Source organism: Candidatus Sulfurimonas baltica (assembly GCF_015265455.1).
Classification (GTDB): domain Bacteria; phylum Campylobacterota; class Campylobacteria; order Campylobacterales; family Sulfurimonadaceae; genus Sulfurimonas; species Sulfurimonas baltica.
This window is the reverse complement of record NZ_CP054492.1, coordinates 2,424,999-2,437,946: the sequence shown is the minus strand read 5'-3', so window position 1 is coordinate 2,437,946 and position 12,948 is coordinate 2,424,999. Positions and strand designations below refer to the sequence as shown.

The window sequence follows — 12,948 nt, the reverse complement described above, 5'->3', positions numbered from 1 at the left end:
ATAAGATAGTACTTATAAAAGGACATTTATGTTGAAACGTTATCAGTTATATTTATATCAGTTTGTTGGTTTTATACTTTTAATACTTATTACATTTGCATACAATGCGTCTCTCGAAGAAAAAAAGAGTAATCTGCAAAATAGTAAATATAAATTATTAGCCAATGAGATGCAAGAAGAAGTAGCGGCAATGATTTTATCCAAGCAAAAAGCTACTCTGGCCATGGCTATGAGTTTGGCAAATGATGAAAAATTAGTTCAAGATATTTTTAACAAAAATATAGAAGAAGATTATTATAAAAAACTAATTTCTGATTATAGAGAATATACACAATATAAAAACATATGGGTGCATATTATTGACAAGGATTTAAACTCAATCTATAAAAGCTGGAGCAATATAAAGCATGAGAATATTGCTAGCATGAGACCAGATTTGGTGAGTGTTTCAAAATCAAAAAAACCGTCATATGGTTGTAGCGCAGGGCTTTATGACCTTAGTATAAAAGCAGTAATCCCACTTTTTAAAGATGATGTTTTTATTGGAATAATAGAGGTGATATCACATTTCAACTCTATTTCAAAGCAGCTAAAGAAGTTTGATACAGACTCAGTTGTTGTTTTGAAAAAAGGGTATAGTGAAAAATTAAAATACCCATTTACAGCAACATTTATCAATAGTGAATATTATGTTGCAAATTTTGATGCACCCTCAGAGATATTAAAATATTTAGAGAAAAAAGGTGTACAAAACTACTTTAACAACTCATACAAAGTAGAAGATGACTATTTGGTGGTCTCACATGAGTTAAAAACACTAAATATGGAGTCTCTCGGCTATTATATTATGTTTAAAAACAGAGAGAGTGTTTCAAACCTGGATTTGGATTTTTTAATGTTTAAGTGGTTTACTTTTACAATTATAATCATTATGAGTATTGCAATAATTGTGAGCAGTTATCTTTTTTATGCAAATAGAAGAGAAAAAAAATATTATAAAAACATTATAGATTCATCTACTAATATTGTTGTTATAAATGACAAAAACACAACAATTGATGTCAACAGAGTGTTTTTTAAATATTTTGATGGCTATAAATCTCTCAAAGAGTTTAAAAGAGAGTATGCTTGTATATGTGATTTTTTTGTCATAGAAGATGGATGTGTACAAAAAAGCATGGACGGTCAGCATTGGGTTGATTATTTGGAACAAAATTCGACTAGGCATAATAAGGTAAAAATTAAATACCATGAGAAAGAGTACTACTTCTCAGTAGCTGTATCGCTTATTTCGGTTGAGGAAAATCATTACAGTGTAGTACTTGCAGATATTACAGAACAAGAAAGATATAGAATTGAGTTGGAATATTTAACAGTTACGGATCCGTTGACAGGGATTAAAAACCGCAGATATTTCAACCAACGACTAAGCGAAGAGATTTCCAAGTCAAAAAGATATGGAGATCAATTATCTATTATAATGTGTGATGTTGATTTTTTTAAAAAAGTAAATGATGTCCATGGACATATAGTGGGAGACAATGTGCTTATAGAGTATTCAAAATTAATATCCTCTTTAATTAGAGATGTGGATATTTTTTGCAGAATAGGCGGTGAGGAGTTTATGATTATTCTGCCGTATACAAACAAAAAAAATGCAGAGGTGATTGCAGAAAAACTGAGAATAGAGGTAAAAAACAGTAATAAAATCCTCCCGATTACTATGAGTTTTGGAGTCACCCAATATGTAGATGGAGAAGATGCAGAATTTTTATATAAAAGAGTAGATGATGCACTATACAAAGCAAAAGAGGCAGGGAGAGACAAGGTTGTTGTCTGTTGATGAAAATAATATAATGTATTACGATAATGAACTAAAGGCGCTTAAAAAATCAGGCAGATATAGAAGTAGAGAAGTGGTAGATAATTCTATTTTAGATTTTGCATCAAATGACTACCTTGGTTTAGCCCATAATAAAGAGCTGCACAATGCTACATGTAAAGCCCTCTCAAAACTTCCGCTTCACAGTTCCAAAGCGTCACTTTTAGTAAATGGGTATCATCAAATTCATAAAGATTTTGAGTCTGCTTTGTGTGAAGCTAACGGCTTTGAAGATGCAGTTATTTTAGGCAGTGGATTCAATGCAAATATAGCTCTGATTGAGTCATTAGTTAGAAGGGGAGACACTCTGTTTATGGATGAGAAGTATCATGCTTCTGGAGTGTTGGCATCAAATCTAAACAATCTACATGTAGAGTTTTTTACACACAACAATATGGATGAGCTAGCAGCTTTGCTAAAAGATTCACCAGCAAAAAGAAAAATAATTGCAGTTGAGGGTATATACTCAATGGACGGCGACATAGTACATAAAGATGTTTTTGAGATTGCAGATAGATATGATGCACTCCTTATAGTTGATGAAGCACATAGCAGCGGAGTTATCGGCAGTAAGTTAATGGGTGCTTTTGATTATTATGGGGTAGATATAAAACCTAACTATATAAAGATGGGGACACTTGGAAAAGCATATGGAAGTTTCGGTGCATTTATCTTGGCATCAGAGCATATAGTAGAGTATTTAATAAATCGCGCAAAACCAATCATATATGCAACTTCTTTATCTCTTTATGACACACTTTTAGCGCACAACGCTTTAATCTACATGTTGAAAAATACAGAGTTTTTAAAAGGTGAAATAGAGCAAAGAAAAGAAATAATATTTGAAGAACTTGGTATAAAAACAGAGGCTCTTATTGTCCCAATTGTTATTGATGATAACAAAAAGGTTATAGAGATACGTGATGAACTAAAGCGTAAAGGATTCGCTGTAGGAGGTATAAGACAGCCAACGGTAGACAAAGCTATAATAAGAGTCATTGCAAGACTGGGCAACAGTTGCGAGCAGTTAAGAGAGTTATGTATAAATTTAGCTAAAATAAAAAAATGAATATCTCAAAGCTGCATATAACCCTAGATGATAAAACATTAGTTGATATATCTTTTAACATATCATCCTCTTTGGCTCTTGTTGGGCAAAGCGGAAGCGGGAAAAGTTTAACGCTCAAAGCACTTTTGGGCATGTTGCCTAGCAGTATGGAAGTTGAACTAAAGTTTGAGGGTGACTTTGAATTAAAAGCAGGTGAGAGTTTGGCTTTTGTACCTCAAAACCCGTTTACGGCACTCTCCCCACTTACAAAGATACATAAACAGTTTTTTACATCTCTTGAAAAAGCAGAAAAACTATTTGCCCAAGTTGGATTGGACGTAGAACTTTTACACAGGTTCCCTCCTGAACTCTCAGGCGGACAGCTTCAGCGTGTAATAATTGCTATGGCACTGGAGTCTGAACCTGAGTTGCTACTGCTTGATGAGCCAACAACTGCACTTGACCCAAAAACAAGGGTTATGATTTTAGAGTTATTGAAAAAACTGCAAAAAGAGTTCGGCTTCAAGATACTCTTTGTGACGCACGACATGAACTCCGCACAAAGTTTATGTGAGGATATATGTGTAATAAAAAATGGAAAAGTTGTAGAGATTGGAGATATGCAGAGTATTTTGAAAAATCCAACTGCACAATATACAAAAACATTGATAGAGGCAAATTTTGCCAATAGGAATTTTAGAATATGAAACTGTTTAAAAATATAATTTTCACACTTATGCTGCTTGGCTTTTTAACCCCTTTTATTATTTTGGGGTATTTCTTAGTCGGTCAAGATTATGATATATCATCAATTGTAAACTATAAGCCTGATATCACAACAAGGATTTATGACAAAAATGGAGACAAGATAGCGAATATTTTTGATAAAGAGCATAGATATTATGCTTCGTTTGAAGAGATTCCTCCTAGAGTAATTGAAGCTCTTGTTGCAATAGAAGACACAACGTTTTTTGAACATTCAGGTGTAAATCTGGATGCAATTTTTAGGGCAATAATAAAAGATGTAAAAGCAGGAAAAATGGTTGAAGGGGCAAGTACAATAACCCAGCAGCTGGTAAAAAACAAACTTTTAACAAGAGAAAAAAAGCTATCTAGAAAAGTAAAAGAACTTATATACTCTCTTAAGCTCGAGCTGAATCTAAGCAAAGAGAAAATTTTGGAGTGTTACTTAAATGAGATATATTTCGGTCATGGATATTATGGTATAAAGACAGCAGCAGACGGTTATTTTCATAAAAAACTAGATGAATTAACATTAAAAGAGATGGCAATATTGGTTGGTTTACCAAAGGCACCAAGCGCTTATGCCCCTACAAAAAATTATGAAATTTCCATGGGAAGAGCAAATCGTGTAATAACAAGAATGCATGTACTTGGGTGGATTGATGATGAAACTTACAATAGTTCACTTGAAGAGAACCCTGAAGTTTTTGACGACACATTGACACAAAACCGTGCGCCTTTTATAGTGGATGAGGTGGCAAGACGGGTGGAAAATCTAGGGATAAATGATTTAAAAACAGGTGGCTATGAGATTTATACCACAATAGATATACGACTTCAAGAGGTAGCAATTGAGTCTCTTAAAAGTGCCTATGATATGTCGCTAAAAAGGATAGAGAAATACAAGACTTATGAGGAAAAAAAACTCGCCAATAATTCAAATTATGAAATTGCCCCTGACGTAAATACAACTCAGTTAAACGGAGCACTGGTCTCACTTGACTCTAAAACGGGTGATATATTGGCTCTTGTAGGAAGTGTAGATTATAAAACTTCTCCTTATAATCGTGCAACGCAAGGTCGCCGTCAGCCTGGCTCTGCATTTAAGCCATTTATATATCAGGTTGCTATTGATTTAGGCTATTCAGGAGCAACAGAACTTGTTGATATTGCCAGAACATATACGTATGAAAAAAATGGCGAAGAGTTAAAGTGGCAACCTCAAAATTATGAAGAGAACTATAAAGGTCTTGTAAGTCTTAGAGAAGCTCTTGTTCACTCAAGAAATCTTGCTACTATCAATCTTGTAAACGATATAGGTCTTAGAGAACTTTTAAGAGAGTTTAAAAAATTTGGTATAAAAAACCTTCCTCCTGATTTGTCTATCTCGCTTGGAACTATCTCTCTCTCACCTCTTGAGCTGGCAAAATATTATACATCTTTTGCTAATGCCGGTGTTCAAGTTGAGCCTCATCTTATACGCTATATAGATAAAAAATCAACTACGATTTATGAGAAACAAGAGCAAACGCGCTTTATTACGGAGCCTACACAGGCCTATATAATGACAACTATCTTAAGGGATGTCATAAAAAAAGGGACAGGAAGAAGAGCAAGAGCAAGCGGAATAGAGCTTGCAGGAAAAACAGGAACTACAAATAACAACATGGATGGATGGTTCGCAGGCTATTCACCAACAATTGAAACAGTGGTATGGTTTGGAAACGACGACAACACACCTATGCATATAAAAGAGACAGGCGGTAAAATAGCCGGACCAGCATTTTCAATGTTTTATCAGAATGTTTTGAAGCTCTATCCGCAAATTCAAAGAAAGTTTGAAGTGCCAGATGGGGTTATGGAGGTAGATATTAACGGCAAAAAAGAGTATTTCAGTGATATCTCAAAACCGCCTCGCGCAGAGACGGAGGTTAAAGCAGAAGAGGTGTTGCTGTTTTAAAAGTAGTAGCCTATGCGAAAAGATGTAGAGCTATCGCTGGCACTGTCGCTTAGTCCATAAGAGTAACTAAAACTCGTAAACCAATTTGCATCTATATTGTAAAAAGCATAAAGGGAAAGGCTTTTTATAGTCTCTACATCTTTATATATGCTGTCACTATCATTATATGAGCCACTTACATATAGATTTTTTAGCGGATAAAAACCGGCACCTACAGTAAATGAGTTGGTGTCTTGATATGAAACAACTCCAACTACATCATCATCATTTACCATTGTGTGGCTGTAGCCTGCAAATAAATTTATGCTCTCTAGTTTGTATCCAATATTCATAGATGCTGTGTAGTCGGAATTATTATTATTTAGTAGCGAATCATACGTTGGCATAGCTACTCCTACACCAAACCGTAGAGTTAATTCATCCGTAGGAGACAGTTTGTAGTAGGCACCTATAAATAAATCATTCATACCACTCTCATTATATGTTTTATTATTGTAGTCGTAGTAAGAACTAATAAGTTGAAGGGAAAAGTTTCTATAGTAGTAATCTAACTGCAAGTCCTGCGTGGTAGTATCTGTCTTCTCAGTGGTTGTGTAATCAGCTTTGGTAAAATTAAGACCATATATTATGTCAAAGTGGTGTTCACCCTCTAAATTTTCAATTGTACAACCATTCATATCCACTAATTCACTGAAGTGTGTGTTAGGACATTTATCCAATGTGTCATCAACGCCATCCATATCTTTATCGCTGTAAGCATATAAGCTAAGCGAGGTTATCGCTAAAAGAGTTGTTATTTTTTTGTACATGTACGCATCCTCCTGTATCGCCACAATGACGATACATTCCTAGTTATTTTTAGACCTATCTTTTATTCATAAATTTGCTAGAACCACCACTATTTTGTTGCATATATTGTGATCCAACTTGATTCTGATTTCTTATTTGGTTCTGTTGCATTACCTGAGTCTCATCCATTTGGTTAAGACGATTTCTTTCCCTAGTCTGCGTTCTTGTTTGAACCTGCTCTGCATCGGCTTGCATGGTAGATCTAAACTGATCAATAGCCACCGCTCTCTCTTGTTCACTCATAGTTGACAGAGTTGTTTTAAACTCATTTACAAGTCTCACTCTATCTTGTGTAGTAGTTGCCGCTTCAATTGCTCTAATTTGCTCATCAACCGTAGCCGAGAGACCTAATGTTAAAGTTCCTAGCAACAGTAAAGTTGCACTTATTGATAAAGTTTTCATTGTTAATCCTTTTGTTTTGATGTTGTAATTATTGCACATGAGTGTTAGTCGAGTGTTAGTTTAGAAACATTTAGAGTAAACTCTGTACCTTCGTTTGGCGCACTGTTAACGTTGATTTTTATTCCCAACTCATCACATAGTTTTTTGACTATATGAAGACCTATCCCTATCCCTCTCTCTTGCTCTTTATAAAATCTATCAAACATACGTTTTGGATTTTTTATCCCCTTTCCTGTATCTGTAATATGCAAATTATTGGTTTTATGGTCGTAGTATATTTTAACAGAGCCGTTTTGTTTATTGTACTTAGCTGCATTTGTTAAAATATTATCTATTATTCTTATGAATGCATCCTTACATGTAGAGATATTTAAATCTTGTATATCAACCTCAAATTTTATATCAGGGTAGTTTTTTTCTAACATATCTATATGAGTTTTTATAGTGCTTCTTAACTCAAACACCTCTTTTTCTAATAAATGGTTATTTAAATATGAACGGAGATGCTGTTGCAGATTTAGTATATTTTGAACACTCTGTTCAATCCTGTCTATTTTTTTATTATCTCCTAGCTCATGTTTAAGCATCGAACTGTTAAGTCTAAGTGAAGCAAGTGGGGTGTTAAAATCATGGAGAATATCTTTTATAAACTCTTGAGTCAGAAGCAAAGCACTTCTAAGCGGATGCAAAGCGTAAATAGAAAATAGAATTGATAAAATAAAAATGATGCCCAATATTGTGAAAAAATTCCACAACGCACTATCTTGTAGTTTATTAAGTTCTGTTTTGTAATTTTGTGCATTGAAATTAAAATACATTACATATTTTTTAGAGTTTGGTATTGGATAATAACTGCTTAATCCGCTATCATCTTTATATAGTGTATAGAAGCTTTGCTCATGCAGTGGTATAAAGTCTATTTTAAACTGTTCACATTTCAAATTGAAGCTGCAAACTCTCATCTGAGAAAATATTTTCTCATCAAGAGTTTGAATCTCTTTTGTATAGTTAATATAAAAAAGTATAGCTATTAAAACTCCTAAAGAGCTGAAAAAGAGGACAAAACCCTTTAAAAATGATTCGAGTTCTACTCTACTCAAGGATATATCCTATTGAACGGAGGTTTTTTATATTTAGTCCTGTCGTCTGTTTTAGTTTTGTAAGCGCTACTCTTAGTGCAGTTGGTGATGGCCTTTCTAAACACTCCATCAGTAAATCTTTGTCTAGAACATTATTAATATTATTTATAAAAAGATCAAACAGCTTCTCCTGAACTTCACCAAGAGCTATTACATGTCCATCTTTTCTAAGTGTTTTTGTTTGAGAATCATACTCTAAGTTATTGTAGATTATATTTGAAGTTTTAGATGAGAGCTTTGCATTCACTCTTATAAGTAGTTCCTCTGGGAAAAATGGCTTTTTTATATAATCATCCCCACCAACTTCAAAAGCTTTGGAGATAGAACTCATATCAACTAGAGCACTTATAAATATAGTAGGAGTTTTATCCTCCGCACCCCTGAGCGACTTCAAAAGCTCAAGACCATTGATGTCAGGCACGTTTATATCAAATATATAAAGGTCATAACTACTATCATAGCTCTCATCTATGGCTGCATCCCCAGAGGTGACTAATACTACAGAATAACCGGCACCACTTAGGAGTTCTAGCAGAGTCTCACCTAAAAGAGTATCATCTTCTAAAAGTAATATTTTTTTATCCATATATAATTATATCTGATTAAATATAATTATATTCTGATGTTAAATATTTTATATATTAATTATACGCCCTGTTAATTGCACAAAATAGTGCCATAACTGAAGCTACTGTAATGTCATTATCGACACCAACACCAAAACAAGAGAGAGTTGTGTCTGTTTGTATCTCTATATATGCAATTGCTTTTGCAGAGCTTTTATCCCCGCAAGAGTGCTCAGAATATGAGTGAATTGTAAAACTGTTTTTATAGTTCTTCATAAGGGCGTCTTTACACGCATCAACAGGTCCGTTCCCTTCGCCGTTTACTGTAATCTCTTCACCACAATAAGTGTAAGTAAGAGTACATGTAGATTTTCCTTTTGTGGATGTCAAAGTAAAATCTACCAAAGATATATGCTCTTTAATCTCAAAGTAGTTCTCTTTGAAAATTGACAAAATTTCATCTGAACTAAGCTCTTCACCTTTTTCATCACTTACAGCCTGAACTAGTTTTCCGATTTCTGGATGCATAGCTTTTGGAAGCTGATAGCCAAAGTCATTTTCTAGGATATAAGCAACACCGCCTTTTCCAGATTGTGAGTTTATACGGATAATTGACTCATATGTTCTTCCCACGTCCTCTGGGTCAATTGGAAGGTATGGCACTTCCCAAAAGTTATCATCAGCTGTTTTTCTGTGAGCGAAACCTTTATTTATCGCATCTTGATGAGAGCCTGAAAAAGCAGTATAAACTAGTTCTCCCACATAAGGATGGCGAGCATGTGTAACCATCTCTGTGCATCTCTCTACGACATCTAATACTTCATTGATATCTGAGAAATTTAGCTGCGGATCAACACCTTGAGTTAACATATTAAGAGCAAGTGTTATCATGTCGACATTACCTGTTCTCTCGCCATTACTTAAAAGTGTTCCTTCAACTCTATCAGCACCAGCTAAAAGTGCTAGTTCTGTGGCAGCTATAGAAGTTCCTCTATCGTTATGAGTATGAGTTGAGATAATTACATTTTCACGATTATCTAAATGATTTGCCATCCACTCAATTTGGTCAGCATATACATTTGGAGTCGCCATCTCAACTGTAGCAGGTAAGTTGATGATAACTTTTCTTGTATCACTTATTCCCCAGCGAGCAGTAACAGCATTTGAAATCTCTGCAGCAAATTCAAGTTCAGTACCTGTAAAACTCTCAGGTGAATACTCTAAAAATATTTGCCCATCATGGTTTTTCTCATACTTCTTAACCAAGTCAACACCCTCTAGCGCTAGAGCAATAATTTCTTCTTTACTTTTATCAAAAACTATTTTTCTCTGCGCTACAGAAGTTGAATTATAAAGATGAACAGTTGCTTTTTTAACACCTTTTAAGGACTCAAAAGTTTTAGCAATTAAATGCTCTCTAGCTTGAACTAAAACCTGAATTTTAACATCATCAGGAATTAGCTTATCATCAACTAATTTTCTCAAAAAGTCAAATTCTACAGCAGAAGCAGATGGAAAACCAACCTCTATTTCTTTGAAACCGAGTTTAAGTAAGAGTGCAAAAAGTTCAAGTTTTTTAGTCATGTTCATAGGGTTTTTTAGTGCTTGATTACCATCACGTAAGTCTACACTGCACCATACGGGAGCTTTTGTTATAGTTTTAGTCGGCCATTTTCTATTTGGCAAATCTACTTGCGGATATGGGCGGTATTTGCCCGCTTGAATTTGATTCATTATTGAACCTTTAACTTGAATTTTAATAACACACTCTTACATATTGTTGTTATTTTGAAATTATATCGAATTTGAAGTTACAAAGGAATTTTGAGTGTAAAACAAGCACCTTTTTCTAGGTTTTTTACCGATAGTGAACCAGCAAGTTTTTCCGCAATTTGTGTACTCATATAAAGACCTATTCCTGTGCCCTTACCACTCTTTTTGGTAGTTACCTCTGGTTTAAATATATCATTTATTACATTTGTAGGAATTCCTCCTGCACTGTCTTGAATATCTACATGTATAAAATTATCTTCTTTATAAAAAGATATAAATATATCTCTTTGTTTAATATTCCGCTCATTAAAAGCATCTTTTGCGTTGTTAATTATATTTAAAACTAAGTGCTTAAACTCATTTTCAATTCCATGTATAATTATCTCTTTATTGTTATCTACATGTATATTTATATTGTTTATTAAAAATTCATCATTAACAAGAAGCATTACAGATTGCACACATCGCTTTATTCCAAAGCTCTCTTTTTCCTCTCTTGGTCTAAAAAAGTTTCTAAACTCCTTAAGAGTTGTAACCATATGTTCTATTTGAATCTGTGTATCATTTGTCATCTCTTCAATATAAGCTTTATCAACAAGTCCTCTTTCAAAGTCATCTCTCAGCATATCAGACATCATAGAGAGTGCATTTAGTGGTTGTTTCCATTGATGAGCTACAGCATCCATCATCTCACCCATAGCTGCCATTTTTGCTTGTTGTTCAAAGCGTTTTTGGTTTGCCTTACCGATGTTAACTTCTGTTTTAATGCGAGCTTCCAAATCACTATTTAAATTATCTAACTCTTGCTGACGTTCATCATATCGTTTTAAAAAAATATCTAGGAGTATATCTAAGTCTGCACGATAAGTAGAGTTAGCACTCTCTCTAACTGCGTCAAGCAGCTCAGCAGTTTTTAGGTGTGAGTATTCACCTTGCGGATTCTTACGACGTTTTATTTCAACTGATGGTTTTATAAAAGGGTTTGATTTCATAATATGTGATTATAACTGAATTTTAAAAAGGAAAAAAGAAAAAGAGACAAGCGAGGCAATGCCCCGCTTTAGATTAACACTGGTAAGTTGTTTTAAACTCGTAAGCAGTTGGACGACCTTCATCAGGCCATACATCTCTCTCAAATCTGTAGTGTCTGTAAGCATCTAAGAACTCATCTGTAAACACAGGTTTTAAGAATTCATTGTCACGAACAAGAGCCTCTAATGAACCACGAAGTGTGTGAGGCATTTGAGGAATCCCTTTTTCACGAATCTCATCAAGAGAAAGCTCATATAAATCTTCATCCATTGGACCGATTGGAATCTCTTTGTTTTGGATACCATCAAGTCCAGCCATCATCATAACAGCGAAAGCCAAATAAGGACAAGCAGTTGAATCTGGGAATCTCATCTCTACACGAGTTGCCATTTCTCCAGCGCCATAAGGGATACGACAAGATGCAGAACGGTTTTGAGAAGAGTAAGTCAATACGCTTGGTGCTTCAAAGCCAGGTAATAGTCTTTTGTATGAGTTTGTAGTTGGGTTAGTAAACGCTGCAACTGAACGAGCATGTTTAAAGATACCACCAACATAGTTAAGACCCATTTCAGAAATATTTGCATAATTTCCCTCTTTATAGAAAAGGTTTTTACCATCTTTCCATAATGATTGATGAACGTGCATACCGTTACCGTTATCGCCAAACATTGGTTTAGGCATAAACGTAGCAGTTTTGCCATTAAGGTGAGCTACCATTTTTACAACGTATTTGTACTTTTGAACATTATCAGCAGCACCGATGATGTCAGAGAAAACAATACCTATCTCATGTTGAGCTTGAGCAACTTCGTGGTGACCTAAAATAACTTCAAGACCAACTTGCTCTAAAACTTGCATCATTTCAGCACGAATGTCAACAGCACTATCAGTAGGAGCTACTGGGAAGTAACCACCCTTAGTCCCTGGTCTGTGACCTGTATTGTAATTTTCTGGGTATGGATTGTTTGAATTCCATCCACCCTCTTCACTATCTACTTTATAACCAGCTTCATTGATATTATCAACAAAAGTCACACTGTCAAACATAAAAAACTCATTTTCAGGACCAAAGTAAGCAGCATCAGCAATACCTAAAGACTCAGCATGTACAAGTGCCGCTTTAGCGATTGAACGAGGACATCTCTCATAAGCTTGGTGCTTGTAAATATCATAAACATCACAAAAAACAATTATAGTTGGATCAGCAGTAAATGGGTCTAAAAATGCAGAACCAACATCAGGCTTTAGAAGCATATCTGATTTATTGATTGGTTGCCATGCATCAATCGATGAGCCATCAAATGGTAACCCACCTTCAAGTTGTCCAGCACTTACAGCACTCATTCTATATGTAACATGGTGCCATGCACCTTTAATGTCTGTAAATCTAAAATCTACGAACTGAACATCATTCTCTTCACAAAAAGCAAAAAACTCTTCTGTATTATTAACAAATTTTCCCATTAATTATCTCCTGAATTTATATTCCTAGCAGTATATCTTAATAACATTTAATAAAAATAAGGATAGCTGATTAAATTTTAATCAATATC

Annotated in this window: 11 protein-coding genes; 4 read left to right on the top strand and 7 right to left on the bottom strand. The window is 34.5% G+C overall.

What is annotated here, in order from left to right:
* Window positions 1-28 precede the first annotated feature (28 nt).
* From HUE88_RS12260 to HUE88_RS12245, 4 genes are read left to right on the top strand one after another with little or no spacing between them, the layout of a single operon-like run.
* Window positions 29-1,843, top strand: a complete 1,815-nt coding sequence (locus tag HUE88_RS12260) for a diguanylate cyclase (protein ID WP_229860085.1) — start codon at window positions 29-31, stop codon at window positions 1,841-1,843.
* Between the two features lie 13 nt (window positions 1,844-1,856).
* Entirely contained in the window at window positions 1,857-2,951 is a 1,095-nt protein-coding gene (locus HUE88_RS12255; RefSeq protein WP_194372675.1) for an aminotransferase class I/II-fold pyridoxal phosphate-dependent enzyme, read from the top strand.
* Window positions 2,948-3,637 carry an ATP-binding cassette domain-containing protein gene (locus tag HUE88_RS12250; protein ID WP_194369429.1) on the top strand — a complete coding sequence of 230 codons (690 nt, stop codon included), beginning with the start codon at window positions 2,948-2,950 and terminating at the stop codon, window positions 3,635-3,637. The genes HUE88_RS12255 and HUE88_RS12250 overlap by 4 nt, the downstream gene beginning before the upstream one ends.
* The gene (locus HUE88_RS12245) at window positions 3,634-5,634 is read left to right on the top strand and encodes a penicillin-binding protein 1A (RefSeq protein WP_194369427.1); all 2,001 of its coding nucleotides are present in this window, start codon (window positions 3,634-3,636) and stop codon (window positions 5,632-5,634) included. The genes HUE88_RS12250 and HUE88_RS12245 overlap by 4 nt, the downstream gene beginning before the upstream one ends.
* Here the strand turns inward: HUE88_RS12245 and HUE88_RS12240 are convergent.
* The 7 genes from HUE88_RS12240 to glnA form a co-directional block, all read right to left on the bottom strand.
* A complete protein-coding gene (locus tag HUE88_RS12240; RefSeq protein WP_194369425.1) occupies window positions 5,631-6,443 on the bottom strand; it encodes a DUF3187 domain-containing protein in 813 nt (270 codons plus the stop codon). The two genes, HUE88_RS12245 and HUE88_RS12240, sit on opposite strands and share 4 nt — an antisense overlap.
* Window positions 6,444-6,498: 55 nt before the next feature.
* Window positions 6,499-6,885, bottom strand: a complete 387-nt coding sequence (locus tag HUE88_RS12235; protein WP_194369423.1) for a hypothetical protein — start codon at window positions 6,883-6,885, stop codon at window positions 6,499-6,501.
* A 44-nt stretch (window positions 6,886-6,929) separates the two neighbouring features.
* Window positions 6,930-7,985 carry a sensor histidine kinase gene (locus HUE88_RS12230; RefSeq protein ID WP_194369421.1) on the bottom strand — a complete coding sequence of 352 codons (1,056 nt, stop codon included), beginning with the start codon at window positions 7,983-7,985 and terminating at the stop codon, window positions 6,930-6,932.
* Entirely contained in the window at window positions 7,978-8,610 is a 633-nt protein-coding gene (locus HUE88_RS12225) for a response regulator transcription factor (protein WP_194369419.1), read from the bottom strand. Before HUE88_RS12225 ends, HUE88_RS12230 begins: the two co-directional genes overlap by 8 nt.
* 55 nt (window positions 8,611-8,665) lie before the next feature.
* Complete coding sequence (gene leuA, locus HUE88_RS12220; protein ID WP_194369417.1) at window positions 8,666-10,324, bottom strand: 2-isopropylmalate synthase; 1,659 nt, start codon at window positions 10,322-10,324, stop codon at window positions 8,666-8,668.
* Window positions 10,325-10,401: 77 nt separating this feature from the next.
* On the bottom strand, window positions 10,402-11,355 hold the full coding sequence (locus HUE88_RS12215; RefSeq protein WP_194369415.1) for a sensor histidine kinase: 954 nt from the start codon (window positions 11,353-11,355) through the stop codon (window positions 10,402-10,404).
* A 73-nt stretch (window positions 11,356-11,428) separates the two neighbouring features.
* On the bottom strand, window positions 11,429-12,859 hold the full coding sequence (gene glnA, locus HUE88_RS12210; protein WP_194369413.1) for a type I glutamate--ammonia ligase: 1,431 nt from the start codon (window positions 12,857-12,859) through the stop codon (window positions 11,429-11,431).
* Window positions 12,860-12,948: the final 89 nt, after the last annotated feature.

Coding starts and splice junctions, on each gene's coding strand:
- HUE88_RS12260 (WP_229860085.1), top strand. CDS start 29: ATGTTGAAACGTTATCAGTTATATTTATATCAGTTTGTTGGTTTTATA.
- HUE88_RS12255 (WP_194372675.1), top strand. CDS start 1,857: ATGTATTACGATAATGAACTAAAGGCGCTTAAAAAATCAGGCAGATAT.
- HUE88_RS12250 (WP_194369429.1), top strand. CDS start 2,948: ATGAATATCTCAAAGCTGCATATAACCCTAGATGATAAAACATTAGTT.
- HUE88_RS12245 (WP_194369427.1), top strand. CDS start 3,634: ATGAAACTGTTTAAAAATATAATTTTCACACTTATGCTGCTTGGCTTT.
- HUE88_RS12240 (WP_194369425.1), bottom strand. CDS start 6,443: ATGTACAAAAAAATAACAACTCTTTTAGCGATAACCTCGCTTAGCTTA.
- HUE88_RS12235 (WP_194369423.1), bottom strand. CDS start 6,885: ATGAAAACTTTATCAATAAGTGCAACTTTACTGTTGCTAGGAACTTTA.
- HUE88_RS12225 (WP_194369419.1), bottom strand. CDS start 8,610: ATGGATAAAAAAATATTACTTTTAGAAGATGATACTCTTTTAGGTGAG.
- leuA (WP_194369417.1), bottom strand. CDS start 10,324: ATGAATCAAATTCAAGCGGGCAAATACCGCCCATATCCGCAAGTAGAT.
- HUE88_RS12215 (WP_194369415.1), bottom strand. CDS start 11,355: ATGAAATCAAACCCTTTTATAAAACCATCAGTTGAAATAAAACGTCGT.
- glnA (WP_194369413.1), bottom strand. CDS start 12,859: ATGGGAAAATTTGTTAATAATACAGAAGAGTTTTTTGCTTTTTGTGAA.